The sequence below is a fragment of the Cytobacillus sp. FSL R5-0377 genome (genome assembly GCF_038004385.1).
Lineage (GTDB): Bacteria > Bacillota > Bacilli > Bacillales > Cytobacillaceae > Cytobacillus.
In genome coordinates this window covers 3,550,757-3,568,622 of record NZ_JBBORA010000001.1, presented here as the reverse complement: position 1 = coordinate 3,568,622, position 17,866 = coordinate 3,550,757, and the positions used below count along the sequence as shown (strand labels likewise).

Below are 17,866 nucleotides of genomic sequence, written 5' to 3'. Positions count from 1 at the left end.
CTCCTTACTTTCCATAAAAAAAGGGCAAAGAAGTACTTTGCCCTTTAAAGACATTAACTAGCGGAACAGACTCTTTAAATCCCAATCAATTTGCTCTCTTGGGCCTCCATCACGAAGATTGTTATCAATGTTTCTTAAACGGCTGAATGTTCCTTCGTCTGTTACCACCTTCGCAGATCTTCCCCGCAGATATGGCTCGACAGCTTTATGAATCGCTTCTTTTGTTTGTTCTTCCTTATCGTAATCAGTCAGATCTACAGCAATCAAAACATTGCTGCCATAGGTAACAGATCTGACGTCCTCAACATTTGGAACAGCTGCTGCAATGTCACCGATTTTTTCAGCAAGCTCGCCTTCATAAGCCTGATAATAGGAATTTTTAGCTTGCCGTGTATTGTCATCGAGATGACCATGGTAATTTGCATCGCTATGGCTAAAACGATTATCTTTCCTAAAAAAGCTTAGATCTCTGTCTGCCATAGGAACAGTAGGGTTTCCGGTGTTTTCATCCCGGACTCTCCGTGCATTATTGTCCACATGGTAACGGCGGGTATTTTCCCCCTCGGCTCCGAGCGTATGATCCATCATTTCTGTCAGAGGCCCATCATTATCGGTACCATCTTCCACCCGGACATTTCCACCGCGATTTTCGTGATTTTCATTCGAGTAATATCCCATGGGCTGACCCATCTCATTGTTTCGATCAACAGCTGCATCTTCATTCGTACCGCAGCCTGTCAATCCCATTGATAAGATAGCAGCCACCGGCACTATAAGCAGTTTCTTGTGCAAGCGAAAAACCCCCTCGCTAATATTACAAGCCCTGAGCATTTCTGCTCTTACTTAGCTTGTGAGCGAAAAGAGGCTTTCATTCTGTCCATTTACGTCCAATTTTGTATAGAGTATTATTGGTTTGTCTCATTAACGGCCCTTTTAAGTGCTTTAATAAAGCACTGTCTTTCAGCAAACTGTCCTACAGTTAAATCCAATACAGGACGGATTTTTACAGAATCAAGATACGATCTATCCCTTATTACACGGTTCCATTCCCTGAATATATCTGTTGGATATGCCAATGCATGAAGAAAGCCTTTTTCTTCAAGACTGTATTTAAAGATTGGATATTTTTTCAATTCTTCAAAGGACCAGTTCATAAAGGGAAGGATGCGATTTGCATACTGCAGATAATCGGAATGAGGAGACCCTATCGCGACGAGGTCAAAATCAAGCAAATATAAAGATTGATCTTTTGCTCTGAGAAAATTATGGTGTGCTACATCACCGTGCAGAATAACCTGCCTTCCCGACTGAAAAAGCCAGGCTTCTTCTTCAATGCCTCTTAAGGACCAATCTGCCCAGGCCAGTAACTCATTAATAATTTCTTTTTGGACAAAATACCTTACTACTGGGAGATTATTAAGAAAAAGGGTTGCTCTCTCTCTCCACTTGTCTGCCTGCCTATAAGCTGGCACAACCGTTCGATAACGGCTGACGAGCTTCTCTGTTGTATCGTGAAACTTCTTCAGGAGTTCCAGCCCTTTTAACCGATCTGTTTTCAGGTAATAAGTAAAAACTTCCTTGGAAGGCGGCAAATACTCCATACAGCCGTAATAAGTCCTGTCAAAAAACAAAGGCGGTTCCTTGGCAACTTCATAAAAAATATAGGTCTTTGAGAATCCTTCCTTCATTAATGAAGATGTGAATGCTTCCTGGAGTTTTAGACGGTGATAGGATGAAAACCCTTTTAATATATAGGATCTTTGCTGTGTTCTTAGAAAATAGACCTTCTTTCGAATGGGCTTTAATTCTTCAATTTTAAATGGCAGCTGATCGTGCAAATAGGAGAGGAGACGATTTTGTACTAAATCGTCTCCTGCATTATTAACCGTCGTATTCACTGCTTTCGTCTGTGTTTCTTGGCATTCCAAATGCCTCTCCGCCCATTGGGCCAAAGCCTTGACCGAAGCCTGGTCCCGGTCCATAGCCAAATCCTGGGCCATATCCTGGTTCGAAACCTCTAGGAGCATATTGCGGCCCTCCACAGCCGCAATCATTGGAAGCTCCCATCACCGAGCCAGGCATCAATGGCTTTTGAGATTCCATTCCCTGTACCTGTGGCATTTGATGCGGCATTTGCATGCCCATGTCTTCCGCTCCCATTACACCTGGCGGCATTTGGTGCGGCATCTGCGGCATCATTGCTCCCTGCACCTGTGGCATCTGATGCGGCATTTGAGGCATCATTGCTCCCTGCACCTGTGGCATTTGGTGCGGCATCTGCGGCATCATTGCTCCCTGCACCTGCGGCATTTGATGCGGCATCTGCGGCATCATCGCTCCCTGCACCTGCGGCATTTGATGCGGCATTTGAGGCATCATTGCTCCCTGCACCTGCGGCATTTGATGCGGCATTTGAGGCATCATTGCTCCCTGTACCTGCGGCATTTGATGCGGCATTTGAGGCATCATTGCCCCCTGGACCTGCGGCATTTGATGCGGCATTTGAGGCATCATTGCCCCCTGCACCTGTGGCATTTGGTGCGGCATCTGCTGCCCCATATCTTCCGCTCCCATCACACCCGATGGCATTTGAGACATTGGCATAAACGGTGAAGATTCATCATAATCCGGACTTTCTACTCCAGCCATATGAGGCATCTGTGGCATCATTGCCCCCTGCACCTGTGGCATTTGGTGCGGCATCTGCATGCCCATGTCTTCCGCTCCCATCACACCTGATGGCATTTGGTGCGGCATTTGAGGCATCATTGCCCCCTGGACCTGCGGCATTTGGTGCGGCATCTGCATGCCCATGTCCTCCGCTCCCATCACACCTGATGGCATTTGGTGCGGCATCTGTGGCATCATTGCCCCCTGGACCTGGGGCATTTGGTGCGGCATCTGCATGCCCATGTCTTCCGCTCCCATCACACCTGATGGCATTTGGTGCGGCATTTGAGGCATCATTGCCCCCTGGACCTTGGGCATTTGGTGCGGCATCTGTGGCATCATTGCTCCCTGTACTTGAGGGAATGGCATTTGCGGGTAACATGGATTATTAGGAAACATCGGCTGATATTGACCTCCTTGTTGTTGTGGGTAAAATGGTGATTCGCTTTCCGGCGATTCAGGACTTTCCTGATACGGCTTTACCTGCGGAAGGATATTAACTGGTTTGGGCGGGAGCTGGGGCTGCGGCTTAGATTCTGAGATTGGCAATGGTTTTTGCTGTGGTTTAGTTTCTGCAGGCTTAACTGGTTTTTCCTTTGCTTTTACCTCTTTTGCGGGCAGAGGCTTCTGCTGCGGTTTTACCTCTTTTGCCGGCAGCGGCTTTTGCTGCGGTGCCGGCTGCTGAATATTCATCATATAATAATTATTTATATCAATTTCCGGCATAATCGGCTTTGGCATTTTTGGTGTAAAGGGTTTTTTGGGAACTTCCTTAGGTGCTTCTGCTTTTGGCGCAGCTTTAGGCACTTCTTTTGGAGTTTCAACCTTTGGTGCTGTTACTTTTGGCATTTCCTTTTTTGGTGCTTCTTTTACCGGCTTCTCCTTGGGTGCTTCCGTTTTCGGCATGGTAATAGGTTTCTCTTTGGCAAAAGGCTGTTCTGCTTTTGGCATTTCTTTTTTGGCACCCAAATTTATTTTTGCTTCCGGTTTTCCTCCAATAGGAGCTTCTTTTTTTATAGAGCCTCCACTTGCAGGAACTTTTATTTTCATACCGGGCATAATCATATCAGGGTTGCTGAGCTGTGTATTCATCTTTTTCAGCTCTTCAAAATTCACGCCGTACTTTTTGGCAATCTTCCAAAGAGTATCCCCTTTCTGTACGATATGGATTTTCACTCTGAATTCCCTCCTATGCATAAGGTGATGCTTACATCTGTGATGGATGGTTGAGGTCCACACGATGGGGCACACAGAAACCTGCCGCAGATGCGGCTTTCTCATTCTGTGCCCTATTCAGCATTTACGGGCATTTCATCCATTTATGTGAAAGGTGCAGATTAGTGCCCGTTAATCTCGATGAGTCCATATAGTGTATGAAGAATTGGGCAAATTGCTAACAATCTACACAAAAAGATATGCTTTTTTTCCCGGAATTATGATTCATCGTTACTCTCTTTACCCTTACCCGCAATGGCCAGTTAAGCAAAAAAAAATCCTCCTGGCGGGGAGAATTTTTTTATTAGACATATGTTCCGCAGAATATGCTTAACACTGTAAGCTAGGTTCCAATGTTAGCGGACAGGGGACTTTTTTACCGCATTTATGGGCGTTCAAGCATCCTATCCAGAGCCAGTTTAGCATATGCTGCCGTTGGTTCTTCGACTTGAATTAGATTTTGGCTATTACCTTCCCAGATTGATTCAAGAGACCAAACCAGGTGCGGCAAATCGATTCGGTTCATAGTCAGGCAAGGACACATATGCGGGTTAAGTGAGATAATAGTTTTATCCTGGTGCCGGGCGATAATCCTTTTAACTAAATTCATCTCAGTACCGATTGCCCAGGAAGATCCAGGCTCCGAATGTTCAATTGCATCGATAATAAAATTGGTTGATCCTGCCATGTCGGAAAGCTCTACCACTTCTCTTCTGCATTCAGGATGGACAATGATTTTCATATCAGGATATTGTTCCCGGACTTCATGAACATTTTCAACGGTAAAGTTTTCATGAACAGAACAATGGCCTTTCCATAGTATCACTTTTATATCCTCTAGTTCCCCTTCATATTCCAGATGATCTGTAGTAGGATTCCATACAGCCATTCCAGCAAGAGGTATTCCAAGATTGTAGGCAGTATTTCTTCCAAGATGCTGATCAGGAAGAAATAGAATTCTCTGCTTCTGCTCAAAGGCCCAGCTTACCATTTTTTCAGCATTCGAAGAAGTGACTGTCGCTCCTCCGTGACGTCCTACAAAAGCCTTTATGGCAGCAGTAGAGTTTACATACGTTAATGGAAGCATAGTATCCCCAAACATATTCTGCAGTTTCATCCAGGCTCTTTCTGTTTGGCTTATATCAGCCATATCAGCCATGGAGCAGCCTGCACGCATATCCGGCAAAATCACTTTTTGATGTGAAGATGTTAATATATCTGCCGTTTCAGCCATAAAGTGGACTCCGCAAAATACAATATATTCCGCCTCTGTATTCTCCTGCGAAAGCTGGGCAAGCTTGAGTGAATCACCTGTAGCGTCCGCAAACTGGATGACCTCATCTTTTTGATAATGATGACCCGGAATGAACAGCTTATTGCCAAGCCCATTTTTTATTTCTCTTGCCCGAACCTCTAGTTCCTTAACAGTCATCATCCGATATTTTTCCGGAAGAATACTTGCTTGTTTTTCTGCTGTCTGAAAAATATTCATCTTCTCCAAACCCCTTTGTCACAAAATTTATTCCACGATAACCTTCACACTTATATCAAGCGATTTCACAGAATGGGTCAGAAATCCAAGGGAAATGAAATCAACCCCCGTATCACTGTATGATTGCAGGTTATCAAGGGTAATTCCACCGGATGCTTCTGTCACTATTCCATTCGGCACGCAGCTAATCCACTCTTTTATCTCTTCCGGACTCCTATTGTCAAACATGATTACATCTGCACCTGCTTTAACTGCTTCCACGACTTGTTCTTTTGTTTCCGTTTCGACTTCAACTTTTACCATATGCCCAATTTTTGAGCGCACTTCTTCCACAGCTTTTGCAATTGAACCGGCAAAAGAAATATGGTTGTCCTTAATCATGACTGCATCATATAGACCATATCGATGATTAAATCCCCCTCCTGACCTGACTGCATATTTTTCAAGCATTCTTAGGCCTGGAGTGGTTTTTCTTGTATCGCAGATTTTTGTATGTGAACTTTTAAGAACCCGGACAGCCTCACTTGTTTTTGTTGCAATTCCGCTCATTCTTTGGAGCAGATTCAAAATAACTCTTTCTCCTTTTAATAAATCCGATACTGGCCCTGCAGCTTCAGCAAGGATTTGACCCTTCTCGATCCTTTCCCCGTCCTTTATCTTTATATTTACTTCAGCCGCCGGATTCAGCACCTTAAATCCTGACCTGATTATTTCTTCACCGCAAAAAATACCATTGTCTTTTGCCAGGAAAATGACCTTTCCTGCCTGGCTCTCCCCAAAAATAAGTTCACTTGTCAGGTCGCGGTCCCCAATGTCCTCAAGAAAATATTGTTCAAGTTGCAATCGCAGCTTTAATTTGTTCATTTTTACCATTCCTTTCAGGTTTTCGGCAGTGAATAATTCTTTTTCCAAGCCATTCTGGACTTTCGAAAGGATAATCCTGCCGGAAATGTCCCCCACGGCTTTCTGTTCGCATTAATGCAGAATCTGTGATCAGATAAGCTGCAATCAGCATGAAGGCCCGCGTTATTTCCTCTATTGATAAATGATCAAGATCTGCCATTATCCATTCTTCAATTTTGCATCCTTTTAGCCAGGCCATCTGAGCAAGAAGCCCTTCCTTTGTTTTGATAATCCCGGCATTTTTCATCATGTTTATTTTAATTTCTTCAATAGATGGCAATGCTTCTTTAACTGGCCACCCTAATTCCGGGTTATGAATATGCAATTCATCAGCAGTTTCATTGAAAGGCTGTTCATTAAGCCAAACCGCAAGCTGCTTGCCGCAATAAAGCCCTTCAAGCAGGGAATTGCTTGCAAGACGGTTAGCGCCATGTATGCCCGTGCATGCAGCTTCACCAATCGCATACAAGCCGGGAATACTTGTGCGGCCCAATAAATCAGTTTTTATTCCTCCCATTAAAAAATGACTTCCGGGAGCAACAGGAATCTTCCCAAAACTTAAATCTACGCCGTTTTCTTCACATATTTTTGTTATGGTTGGAAATCTGGATTTAAAATTTTCTATTGATGAGATATCCAGGAAAACGGTTTTCCCTTTCTTCACAGAATGATAAATGGCCTGTGACACTACGTGTCTTGGGGCTAAATCTCCCTGTGGGTGAAGCCCTTCCATGACAGGACTCCCGTCTTCAGTAATAAGGCGTCCCCCTTCTCCCCTTACAGCTTCAGAGATCAGCCCCCGTGCTTTACCGTCCTTGTAGAGAAGTGTGGGATGAAATTGAATGAACTCCATATCAGCTATCTCCGCACCAGCCCTGTATGCTAAGGCAATCCCATCTCCAGTTACGGTTTCAGCATTGGAGGTATATTCATACAGCTGTCCGCAGCCACCCGTAGCGAGCACAACATGAGAAGAAAAGAATTGATGAACTCCACCAGCATAATCTTTTCCTTTTAGGCCAATGCACTTGCCGTCTTTTCCATTTATAAGCAATTCAAATACAAGAATATCTTCTAAGATTCGAACATTCGGATTTTGATTTAACAGCATAAAATCGATGATTGTTTTTCCTGTACTATCTCCTCCCCCATGAACAATTCTATTCTCTGAATGAGCCCCTTCTCTTCCTAACGAGATGGATCCTCCAGAATCCATGTCAAACCGGCATCCCTCCTGATTCAGCTCTTTTATCAGGAATGGAGCTTCACTGGTCAGGGCTTGCACTGCATCAGAATTATTATGAAACCTTCCTGCTTCGAGTGTATCCATGCAGTGCTTTTCTGGATGATCATTTTTTCCCAGGGCAGCTGCAACGCCGCCCTGTGCCATATATGAATTTCCATTTATTACAGTCGATTTTGTGAGAATAATCACATTCAAGTCCCGGCGCAGCTTCTTTGCCAACTGCAGAGCGGCTACCCCGCTTCCAATTATTAAAACGTCGGCATTCATAATATTTTACCTCCTGTTTTTACAGGTGTCTTGACACCTATATTTACACAGATTTAGAATTATGACAAGAGGTTTTCATAGTTTAAGAGGAACTTCTGACTTTTTGATTGGTTTAATTAGAAAGAGGAGAGCAGGTGGGGAACATTAAATATTTCGATTATGCCGCATCATGTCCGCTCGACAGAGAAGCGGCAGATGCCTATATAAAAGCCTCAACTGAATACTTTGGCAATACCCGCAGCCTGCATGATACCGGGAGTGCTGCAGAAGGGCTTCTTGAAAATTGCAGGATGGAATTGGCAGGAATTTTAGGCGTAAAAAGTGAAGGAATCTATTTTACCAGCGGAGGTTCGGAAAGTAATTTTCTTGCAATAGCTGCCTTGCTGTCTGCTTCTGAAAAAGCAGGAAAGCATATTATTACAGGAATAGCTGAACATTCCTCTATTCATAGTGTTTTAGAGAAATTACGCTTTAAGGATGGCTATGAAATTACAAAAATTCCTTTTGGCACAGATGGCCGCATGGACCTGAAAAAATTAAGTTCCGCCATCAGGGAAGATACCGTCTTAGTTACCATACAGCATGGCAATCCTGAGATCGGCACATTGCAGCCTCTCATTGAGATCAGCGAGCTTTGCAGGGAAAGGCAAATTTTGCTGCATAGTGATTGTGTCCATACATTTGGCAAAGCAGATTTGAAAGAAGCGGCACGATTTGCTGATAGCCTTTCCTTTTCTGCACATAAATTTTACGGCCCAAAGGGAATCGGAGGGGTTTACCTAAGACCAGACATGCGGTGGAGCTCTTTTTTACCCGGAGTTTCACATGAAAAGGGACTCAGGCCAGGCACTGTAAACCTTCCGGGTGTTGTCGGAATGACAGTGGCTGCACAGAAAGCTTATGCAAATTTAAGCAAACATAACAGCCATTTCCAAATGCTGCGGGAAGTACTGCTGAAGGAGCTTGAACCCGCACACGAGAAATTCACAGTATACGATTTTAGCGGCTCTTACCAGCTTCCTTCTACATTGGGACTTCGGTTAAAAGGTGTGGAAGGACAATATGTCATGCTTGAATGCAATCGGCTCGGATTTTCCATATCTACAGGAAGTGCATGCAGTACAGGCTTGCAAACTGTTTCTAAAACCATGGAGGCACTGGGAGTTACAGATAAAAGAGGCAAAGAATTTATCAGGATTTCCTTTGGGTGGAATACATCTGCCGAGGATGCAAAAGCATTAGGGGAAAAGCTGGCTATCTTGGCCAGTGAACTCGTACCCCTCTAATTTTTTCTTCCTCCTTTCCTTATGTTAAAATGAAATATTATCGGATTGTAAGGGTGAGAGAATATGAATGAACAAAAAAAGGTGCTCGGAGAAGAGCGAAGGACCTTTCTGCTTCAGCTGCTGAAAGAAAGCGGACAGCCCATTACAGGAAGCGAACTTGCCGCAAAAACAAATGTCAGCAGACAGGTAATTGTTGGGGATATCACCCTTCTAAAAGCAAGAAACGAGCCAATCATTGCAACAAGCCAGGGTTATTTGTATCTTCACCAGGCTTCTCCTGCATCAGCAGCCGAGCGGGTCATTGCCTGCCATCATGACCCCGCGAAAACAGAAGAAGAATTGAATCTGCTTGTCGACCATGGAGTTACCGTAAAAGATGTAAGAATTGAACATCCAGTCTATGGTGACTTAACTGCATCGGTTATGGTATCCACCCGCCAGGAAGTTAAGCAATTCATGGAAAAAATCAATTCCACAAAGGCTTCATTCTTATCAGAATTGACAGATGGCATTCACCTCCATACTCTGTCTGCAGCCACCGAAAGGAAACTCGATGAAGCTGAGAAATTATTAAAAGAAGCAGGATTTCTTATTAACCTGGAATAGCTTTAAATATAAAAGGACCCGGAAATATACTCGCCGGATCCTTTTTATTTTTTTATTTATTCCTGCAGAACTTTGCTGTTCTTATTCTGAAGCTGAAAATACGGATAGCTTCCCAGCACCTTAACATTGCAGCCTAATGCCTCCAATTCAGCAGCTGCACCGGGGATCAGGACGTCATCCATTTTCATATCCACATCAATGATAAAGAAATAATTACCTAATCCTGTTTTCATCGGTCTGGATTCAATCTTAGTCAAATTAAGCTTCCTCCAGGCAAATGCCGAAAGCACCTGATGAAGAGCCCCTGACCTGTCAGCCGGCAGCGTCACCATAACAGTTGTCTTATGCCCTTGAAATTCCTTGCGGTCTTCACTGATGGAGAGTTCTTTATTGGCTAAAACAATGAACTTCGTATGGTTATAATCAAAATCATGGATATCCTCTTTAACGATCGCCAACCCATATACTTCTGCAGCTAATTCATTAGCTATGGCACCTGCCCGCAAATCCGGATTTTCTTTTACAAATCGGGCTGCGGCAGCTGTAGAAGTAGTGCTTTCACAAGGAATTCCTTTCAGCTCTTTATGCAGAAATTTATGGCATTGTGCAATTGCGTGTGAATGACTATAAACAGCGTGGGTTTTGTCCCAATCCTTAGCATGAGCCGGATGAACCATAAAATGCTGGCGAATGGGAGCTGTCAGTTCGCCAATAATCGGAAAATCCGCTTCATGGATTAAATAGTCCAATGTAATGTTCACTGAGCCTTCCAATGCGTTTTCAAGAGGAACTACCGCCAGCTCTATTTCATTCTCATTTAAAGCATCAAAGCAGGCAGGAATCGTTGGGTAGGCAACGGCAGTCTCATTGGGAAATAAGCTCCTGGCTGCAATATCTGTAAAAGTGGCTTTAGGTCCTAAAAATCCTAACTTCACGGTAATTACCTCCTTTTTTATCAGACTTATTTTAAATCACTGAAAATTTTCTTTATACTTTATTACTTTAACATATGTATGTGAAATACAAAATAAAAAACGAAAAAAGGGCAGGGCACAGAGCACATTTTTTCATGCACCCGTTCCCAGCACCTCTACTTTTTCTACAAACTCCAATTTTCGAAGCCTTGTCAAGAGTTCCTCAATCTCAATGCCCATTTCAGTTACATTCAGGGAAAGCGTGACATTTGCCCTCCCCTGAAGAGGAATGGTCTGATGTATTGTTAAGACATTGCACCCCGATGAAGCCACAACGCCCAATAAATGTGATAAAGTTCCCGACCTGTCTTCCAGATGAAAAAATAAAGTGATCAGCCGTTCTTTGACAACAGTATGAAAAGGGAACACAGTGTCTCTATATTTATAGAAAGCACTTCTGCTCAAATCAACTTTTTGGACAGCATCCCAAACCGATTCGGCTCTTCCCCTTTCGATCATTTCCTTTGCATCCAATGTTTTCTTCATGGCTTCAGGCAAAACATCTTCGCGAACCAAATAAAATTTCTTATCGAATCTATCTTTTCTCATTTCTCCACCCCGTCAATCGAGAAGGTTAGTCAATAAACTCGAATTCATAATCAAGCAGCTTAACAGTGTCACCATCTTTTGCTCCTTTTTCACGAAGAGCATCATCCACACCCATACCGCGAAGCTGTCTGGCAAACCTGCGGACAGATTCATCTCTTGAGAAGTCAGTCATCTTAAAGAGCTTCTCAATCGCATCGCCTGATACAACGAACACTCCTGCAGGATCTCTCGTGATGACAAATTCCGTTTGTTCAGCTTCATGCTTGTAAAGAACGCGGTGGACACCTGTGTTTTCCTCTTCTTCATGTGACAGCGGGAATTCAGGTGTTTCTTCGACCTTATCTGCAACGGCAAATAGTAAATCCCTTAACCCCTGTCTTGTTAAAGCGGAAATAGGGAAAATCGGATAATCTTCTGCAAGCTGTTCCTTAAATTTTTTAAGATTTTCCTCTGCATCAGGCATATCCATTTTATTGGCTACAATGATTTGCGGCCTTTCTGTGAGGCGCAGGTTATATTCTTTTAATTCTTTATTGATGGTAAGGTAGTCTTCAAATGGATCTCTGCCCTCAACAGCAGCCATATCGATAACATGAACAATTACCCTTGTTCTTTCAATATGCCGCAAAAACTGATGGCCGAGGCCAACTCCTGAATGGGCACCTTCAATTAATCCAGGCAGGTCTGCCATAACAAAGCTGCGTCCATCTTCAGTCTCAACCATCCCCAGATTGGGAACAATTGTTGTAAAGTGGTATTCCGCAATCTTCGGTCTTGCCGATGACACAACTGACAGCAAAGTCGATTTCCCGACGCTTGGAAATCCCACTAAACCAACATCAGCTAAAAGCTTGAGCTCCAGCACAACATCCCGTTCCTGGCCCGGTTCCCCATGTTCGGACAATTCAGGAGCTGGATTAGCCGGTGTCGCAAACCGGGTATTTCCCCTGCCTCCCCGGCCCCCGCGTGCTATGACGGCTCTTTGCCCGTGCTCAGTCAGATCAGCGATTACTTCCCCTGTATCAGCATCTGTTACGACTGTACCCGGCGGTACTTTAACAATCATGTCTTTTGAATTTCTTCCATGCTGGTTTTTGGACATGCCATGCTCGCCACGGGGAGCTTTAAAATGGCGCTGATAACGGAAGTCCATTAACGTCCGCAATCCCTCATTCACTTCAAAAACAACATTGGCTCCCTTGCCGCCATCACCGCCGGCCGGGCCTCCGTTCGGCACATATTTTTCCCGGCGGAAAGCAACCATTCCGTTGCCCCCGTCCCCGCCCTTTACATAAACTTTGACTTGATCGACAAACATATATTATTCCTCCCGTCTGCAGTATGTCCCATTGTCTGGCACTCAGCCAGATACCGGCACTGACTGGATCTGCTTCTTACACTTAAGAAGTGCCCAGCCTGCAGAGTTTCACACTTAGTATTGCTTTTTTTGGCGGAAATCACTCTCTGCCATTTGCAATGAATGGCACAAATAATTCCAATGCAAGCTCCTCTTCAGCTAATTCCTGAACAGCAGCAGTTATGTTAGTGTTCTTCTTTTTAAAGAACTTTTTTAATTGATCCACATCTGTTAGTATTCCGCTAAAATCAAAAAAGAAACGAGCCCCTTCTTTTTCATGCCTGATGGATACGGATAGATGATTATCATGGTAAGGCCTGACTGATGAGTCTAAAATGGCCAAAAAAGAGCCTGTCCACTCAGAAAGGACAGAGTCATCCAAACGTCCGGCAATGGGGTCATCCAGCACTTCATACTCAAGCTGAAAGTAGTGGTTCTCCCAATTATAAGTTAATAAAAGCGAAGCAAATCCAGGAAGATTCAAATTCGAAAGTCTTGCTTCCTGCTGTGATTCCACCACAATTTCATCTATGATTTCCTTAGCCCTGTCTATCTTATTTAGAGAAAGGTTACCTTTAATTAATTGTATTTTATTCAGCCAGTCATGCCGGGCATGACGCAGCACTTCAATCATATTCCAGTCTTTTTCCATATATGCACTCCTGTATGGTTATTAGGCTGTCAGAAGACTGTGCTTGCTGTAAGTATAACAAAAAACATAAAGACAGTAAGCAAATTTATGTTAAATAAGAAAATATTGCTTATGCGATGAAGAGCTGCTATTAATTCATTAGGTAAATGTGAAGTGCACCGGCGGAATTTTTGCCAAAAAAAGAAAACCCTAACCTTGTGGGCTAGGGTTTTCTCGAAAAGGCTTACGCCTCTTGAGCTGCAGGATATACGCTCACTTGCTTGCGGTCACGTCCAAGACGCTCGAATTTAACAACACCGTCAACTTTTGCAAAAAGTGTGTCATCGCCGCCTTTACCCACGTTTACACCTGGGTAGATCTTAGTACCGCGCTGACGGTACAGGATAGAGCCGCCAGTAACGAATTGTCCGTCCGCACGCTTAGCGCCAAGACGCTTAGAGATTGAATCACGGCCGTTCTTTGTAGAACCTACTCCCTTTTTAGAAGCGAACAACTGAAGATCTAATTTTAATAGCATTTATTCCACCTCCTGCTTTTTGAAGGTAATTTTTATATACTTTCCGTAGTCTTCTTCAATCGTCTGCAATGAAACAACCATGCCTTCAAGCAAAAGCTGCACTTTCTCATTCATGTCATCCTGAAGATCAGGAAGGACACAGCGGAGAAAGCCTTCTCCATGGCTAATCTCTGGTGTCACGCCGGTTAGGGCATGGACAGCATTAATAGCACCGATGGAAACAGCAGATACGCCTGCACAGACAATATCCTTGCCTCTGTTTGCGAAGAATGCATGACCGCTAATTTCAAACAAATGAATATTTCCGGAATCTTTACGAATAATCGTAACATCAATCATCTTAAATCGCCTGATTAAGCGTTGATTTTTTCAATCACAACTTTAGTGTAAGGCTGACGATGACCTTGCTTTTTACGATAGTTTTTCTTCGCTTTGTACTTGAATACAGTGATTTTCTTTTGACGGCCTTGTTTTTCAACTTTAGCTGTAACAGTAGCACCTTCAACTACAGGGCTTCCTACTTTTACGCTGTCTCCGCCAACGAAAAGAACTTTTCCAAAAGTAACTGTTTCGCCTGCTTCAGCGTTAAGCTTTTCGATGTAGATAGCTTGACCTTCTTCTACACGTACTTGCTTGCCGCCAGTTTCGATAATCGCGTACATGAACTGCACCTCCTCTTAGACTAAGACTCGCCATCCCAGGCGCCGACACGAAATGCGGGCTTATGTACCTGTTCTGTGCGGTTGTAGCACGGGTGCGCTACAAACATAACATGAAAATCCTATCATATAATGATCAATCATGTCAATAAGAATTATATGATTCTCTTTGTTTGCACCTAATTTGCGTGCCTATACAATTATAATGCTTATGGAGCAAATAGGGAAGTGGGAAATACTGCACTAAAAAAGGCAGGAGGGCCGCTTAACCCATCCTGCATAAAATTAACCCAGCTCATCGGCACTGCCAAACTTGCGGATTACATAAAATGGCTTGCCATTTTCCCTTGTAGAGAAAATAATCTTTAAGCCAACGCTGTCTTCAATTCTTTTTTTATGTTCATCATTTTTCCCTGAAAATACCGCTGCTGTGTCTGAGGTGGTTTCAATCAAAACAGCTTCATGGTCACTGCCTCGATGTTCCCACAGTTCCCTTTCTAGCCTGAAGGCAATGGTCTCAGCACTCATTACTCTACCCGTGCCCTCGCAAACCTGACATCTTTCGGTAAGCGCTTCTAAAATGGCAGGCCTTGTCTTTTTGCGGGTCATCTGAAGGATCCCAAGAGGGGAGAACCCAACCAGTTTAGTACGTCTTTCATCATTTTTCAGAGCGTTTTCCATAACAGCAAGAATATGCTTTCTATCGGATGCTTCTTTCATATCGATAAAATCGATCAGGATCATGCCGCCGATATCCCGGAGCCTGATTTGTCTTGCAGCTTCTTCGGCCGCCATTTCATTCGTTTTTAACACAGTGTCCCTGCGGTCCTGTTTACCTGCAAACTTCCCGGTATTCACATCAATGACTGTTAAGGCTTCTGTTTCATCAAAAATAAGATATGCGCCACTATCAAGCCATACAATTCGTTTTAGTGCTTTATCAATTTCGGCTTCAGCATTAAAAGCAGAGAAGATATTTTCCTTTCCGGAGTGCAGCCGAATTGGCAGACAGGTGTGTTTCTGGAGCACATTTTTCAGGTTCAAATCGTCTACGGCAATTTCACCGTGAGCTATTTTCTTAGCCTCTTCGATAATTTCCTTTATAAAAGAATCCGATTCGTACACCTTTCCAGCCTTCTTTTTCGTTTCTGATTCTCTTAATAGGTCCCTGTACTCCTGCCTGAGTTTTTCTAATTCATCCATAAGTTCATTTTCTTTCCTGCTGACGCAGGATGTTCTGAAAATTAGACCTTCATTCTCTTCTTTTGCACGATAGCCAAATTGCCGCCAGTTTTCTCTTGCCTCACTATCCTCAATTTTTTTGGAAACTGCAACATAACGGCCGTTTGGCATATATATCAGTGACTCTCCTGAAAACTCAATCAAACCAGACAATCTCGGTCCTTTTGTTCCCGTAGCGTCCTTTTCAACTTGAACAAGTATTCTTTCCCCTTGATGGACAAAGGAAGAAATGCTTCGTTTTTCCTTTACTTGCGAATTCTCGGCAGAACAAACATAGGATGCTAGTTTGTCCCGGTGAAGAAAACCGCTTTGACCTTCCCCTATCTCTACAAAAGCTGCATTTAATCCAGGCATTACTTTAGCAACAGTGCCTAAGTATATATCCCCAACTGATGAACGATGCCTCGGCTGGTCAATAATTAGCTTTTCGACCCTATTATCTTTTAAGTGCACAAAGCGGCGCTCTCTTGATGCATAATTTACAACTAACATATCCAAAACGACTTCCTCACTTTAAAACATTATTTATTAACCAAGATTTGCTCTTCAGTATACATAAAGCAAATCACCTATTTTAGCTGTAAGCACTTTTTCCGCAAAGCATGCATGCAGCAGTTCATTTTCATCCAGTGCACCCTTTTCTTTGCCGTCCTTTTCAACAATGATGGGGTGTTTGCATCCGCGCTGAAATCTTTCCAGTACGTCAATAACCAATTCTTCTTCCCGAACAACGATTGGTTTCAATGTCCGAAAGTCACTGTGCTTCCCATAATACCTTTCGAGAAGGAAGCGGATAAAAACAAACCGGCTCTGCTTCCATTCATGATAAAGCGAAAACACCAAAAAAGCGAGGATTACCCATATATTCAAGTTAACCGGTGAGGTTAGCAGCGTTAATAAAATAAAACTTATCAGACCCGCAGCAGAAATAAAAAGTGTTTTTCTGTGCGCTTCCGGAAATGCCTGATTAAGAGAAAGCCATAAGAAAACAAGCTTTCCTCCATCCAATGGCCAGATGGGAAGGAGGTTAAAAATTAATATCATTAAATTGAATTGAATGAACATATGAAAAATATCAGCAGACATCCAGGAGAGTTCATAAAATAACAGCGCCGCCCCCATCATCCATATATGCTGAAGCGGCCCTGCTATAATGACGATAATCTCCTCTTTCAGCGGCCGGTTCCCGTGTTCATCCATTTCCGCTACACCGCCAAATGGCAGTAGAGCAATCTTTTTTATTCTCCAGGAATAAAGGGATGCAGCAGCAGCATGGCCCATTTCATGAACAAAGATAATCAGCAGCAGCACGCATACCTCTATAAAATGGGCAGTCGCAACAGATAGTCCAATAATCGCCCATAACAATGGGTGAATATGGATATGTTTAATTAATCCTGTCAGTTTATTCAAATGGGATCACCTGGATCGGATCTATAAAATCATCATCTTTTTTAATCGCGAAATAAAAAGTGCCTTTTTCTCCATCATCGGCGTCACCCGCCGTACCAATACCGGTTCCTTTTTCTACGTATTGATACAAATTCACATTAATTTCAGCCAAATTGCCATACCAGGACTCACTTTTATCACCATGCTGAATAATGACTGTATTTCCAAAGCCATCCTTCTTTCCGGCGAACCGAACAAGTCCTTCACTCATTGCTTCAATGGAGGCTTCCTTTCCTGTTTCAATGGTTATTCTCTGTCCATTATCATCAAATTCTTCCAGGATCTTTGCAGAAGCAGGCAATGCATAATCGCTGTTTTCATCAACATTCTTCTCATCACTCTTGCCATCTGAAAATGGAAGCAGGGCAAGCGGTTTTCCAAATTGTTCTTCATACCAGCCGGATACAGCGGCGAATTGAAAATCCTTCTCCATGGCAGTCTTTACAAAATCTCTTGCAGGATCAAAAGTCGCTGCCTGGTTTTTAAAAAGAATGGCAGCTACTAAAAAAATACATGCAGAAGCAAGCAATTTGAAAAGGAACAGTTCCTTGCGAAATAAAGGGTGATTCCCCTCTTCAAGGTTGCTCTCGTATGAAGGCAGCCTGTTGAACCCGTAACGCTCTTCATCTTCTGTCCAAAGAACCGCTGAATCTTTCTTATTCGTGAATCTCTCTTTGTCCTTTTTTCTCCGCTCAATTCTCTTCCGTATTTCATCCGCTCTTGAATTCATATTATCCCCACCATTTCTATATAACTCTATTTGTACAAGTTTATGAGTT

The 17,866-nt window shown here is 43.3% G+C and carries 18 protein-coding genes and 1 other annotated feature; of the genes, 2 read left to right on the top strand and 16 right to left on the bottom strand.

The window, feature by feature from the left end:
- Nucleotides 1–57 precede the first annotated feature (57 nt).
- The 6 genes from NSQ49_RS18125 to nadB all read right to left on the bottom strand — a co-directional run bounded on the left by NSQ49_RS18125 (nt 58) and on the right by nadB (nt 7,793).
- On the bottom strand, nt 58–792 hold the full coding sequence (locus tag NSQ49_RS18125) for a YhcN/YlaJ family sporulation lipoprotein (RefSeq protein ID WP_251284479.1): 735 nt from the start codon (nt 790–792) through the stop codon (nt 58–60).
- Between the two features lie 113 nt (nt 793–905).
- Nucleotides 906–1,928 carry a phosphotransferase gene (locus NSQ49_RS18120; RefSeq protein ID WP_341071018.1) on the bottom strand — a complete coding sequence of 341 codons (1,023 nt, stop codon included), beginning with the start codon at nt 1,926–1,928 and terminating at the stop codon, nt 906–908.
- Nucleotides 1,882–3,846: a SafA/ExsA family spore coat assembly protein gene (gene safA, locus NSQ49_RS18115; RefSeq protein ID WP_251284481.1), complete on the bottom strand. Its 1,965-nt coding sequence runs from the start codon at nt 3,844–3,846 to the stop codon at nt 1,882–1,884. Before safA ends, NSQ49_RS18120 begins: the two co-directional genes overlap by 47 nt.
- Before the next feature lie 424 nt (nt 3,847–4,270).
- Nucleotides 4,271–5,377 (bottom strand): quinolinate synthase NadA, encoded by a 1,107-nt coding sequence (gene nadA, locus NSQ49_RS18110; protein ID WP_251284482.1) that lies wholly within the window; start codon nt 5,375–5,377, stop codon nt 4,271–4,273.
- A 27-nt stretch (nt 5,378–5,404) separates the two neighbouring features.
- Complete coding sequence (nadC, locus tag NSQ49_RS18105) at nt 5,405–6,241, bottom strand: carboxylating nicotinate-nucleotide diphosphorylase (RefSeq protein ID WP_251284483.1); 837 nt, start codon at nt 6,239–6,241, stop codon at nt 5,405–5,407.
- Complete coding sequence (gene nadB, locus NSQ49_RS18100; RefSeq protein ID WP_251284484.1) at nt 6,210–7,793, bottom strand: L-aspartate oxidase; 1,584 nt, start codon at nt 7,791–7,793, stop codon at nt 6,210–6,212. The genes nadC and nadB overlap by 32 nt, the downstream gene beginning before the upstream one ends.
- Nucleotides 7,794–7,927: 134 nt before the next feature.
- Between nadB and NSQ49_RS18095 the strand changes: the two genes are divergently transcribed.
- Nucleotides 7,928–9,079 carry an IscS subfamily cysteine desulfurase gene (locus NSQ49_RS18095; RefSeq protein ID WP_251284485.1) on the top strand — a complete coding sequence of 384 codons (1,152 nt, stop codon included), beginning with the start codon at nt 7,928–7,930 and terminating at the stop codon, nt 9,077–9,079.
- 63 nt (nt 9,080–9,142) lie between these two features.
- Complete coding sequence (locus tag NSQ49_RS18090; protein WP_159863315.1) at nt 9,143–9,685, top strand: transcription repressor NadR; 543 nt, start codon at nt 9,143–9,145, stop codon at nt 9,683–9,685.
- 56 nt (nt 9,686–9,741) lie between these two features.
- Here NSQ49_RS18090 and pheA read toward each other — a convergent pair whose 3' ends face one another.
- From pheA to NSQ49_RS18040, 10 genes are all read right to left on the bottom strand, one after another.
- Nucleotides 9,742–10,620, bottom strand: a complete 879-nt coding sequence (pheA, locus tag NSQ49_RS18085) for a prephenate dehydratase (RefSeq protein WP_251284486.1) — start codon at nt 10,618–10,620, stop codon at nt 9,742–9,744.
- Between the two features lie 132 nt (nt 10,621–10,752).
- Nucleotides 10,753–11,208, bottom strand: coding sequence for an ACT domain-containing protein (locus NSQ49_RS18080; RefSeq protein WP_159863317.1), 456 nt, complete (start codon nt 11,206–11,208; stop codon nt 10,753–10,755).
- Between the two features lie 25 nt (nt 11,209–11,233).
- Nucleotides 11,234–12,526 (bottom strand): GTPase ObgE, encoded by a 1,293-nt coding sequence (gene obgE, locus NSQ49_RS18075; protein WP_159863318.1) that lies wholly within the window; start codon nt 12,524–12,526, stop codon nt 11,234–11,236.
- Between the two features lie 139 nt (nt 12,527–12,665).
- Nucleotides 12,666–13,217 carry a sporulation initiation phosphotransferase B gene (locus tag NSQ49_RS18070; protein WP_159863319.1) on the bottom strand — a complete coding sequence of 184 codons (552 nt, stop codon included), beginning with the start codon at nt 13,215–13,217 and terminating at the stop codon, nt 12,666–12,668.
- A 223-nt stretch (nt 13,218–13,440) separates the two neighbouring features.
- A complete protein-coding gene (gene rpmA, locus NSQ49_RS18065) occupies nt 13,441–13,734 on the bottom strand; it encodes a 50S ribosomal protein L27 (RefSeq protein ID WP_009333115.1) in 294 nt (97 codons plus the stop codon).
- Nucleotides 13,735–14,073: a ribosomal-processing cysteine protease Prp gene (locus tag NSQ49_RS18060; RefSeq protein ID WP_251284487.1), complete on the bottom strand. Its 339-nt coding sequence runs from the start codon at nt 14,071–14,073 to the stop codon at nt 13,735–13,737.
- A gap of 14 nt (nt 14,074–14,087) precedes the next feature.
- Complete coding sequence (rplU, locus tag NSQ49_RS18055; RefSeq protein ID WP_159863320.1) at nt 14,088–14,396, bottom strand: 50S ribosomal protein L21; 309 nt, start codon at nt 14,394–14,396, stop codon at nt 14,088–14,090.
- 13 nt (nt 14,397–14,409) lie between these two features.
- Nucleotides 14,410–14,489 (bottom strand) — a sequence feature (ribosomal protein L21 leader region).
- Nucleotides 14,490–14,678: 189 nt separating this feature from the next.
- Nucleotides 14,679–16,127, bottom strand: coding sequence for an Rne/Rng family ribonuclease (locus NSQ49_RS18050; RefSeq protein WP_251284497.1), 1,449 nt, complete (start codon nt 16,125–16,127; stop codon nt 14,679–14,681).
- Nucleotides 16,128–16,181: 54 nt separating this feature from the next.
- Complete coding sequence (locus tag NSQ49_RS18045; RefSeq protein WP_159863321.1) at nt 16,182–17,048, bottom strand: M50 family metallopeptidase; 867 nt, start codon at nt 17,046–17,048, stop codon at nt 16,182–16,184.
- On the bottom strand, nt 17,041–17,817 hold the full coding sequence (locus NSQ49_RS18040; RefSeq protein WP_159863322.1) for a M23 family metallopeptidase: 777 nt from the start codon (nt 17,815–17,817) through the stop codon (nt 17,041–17,043). The genes NSQ49_RS18045 and NSQ49_RS18040 overlap by 8 nt, the downstream gene beginning before the upstream one ends.
- Between the last annotated feature and the right edge of the window lie 49 nt (nt 17,818–17,866).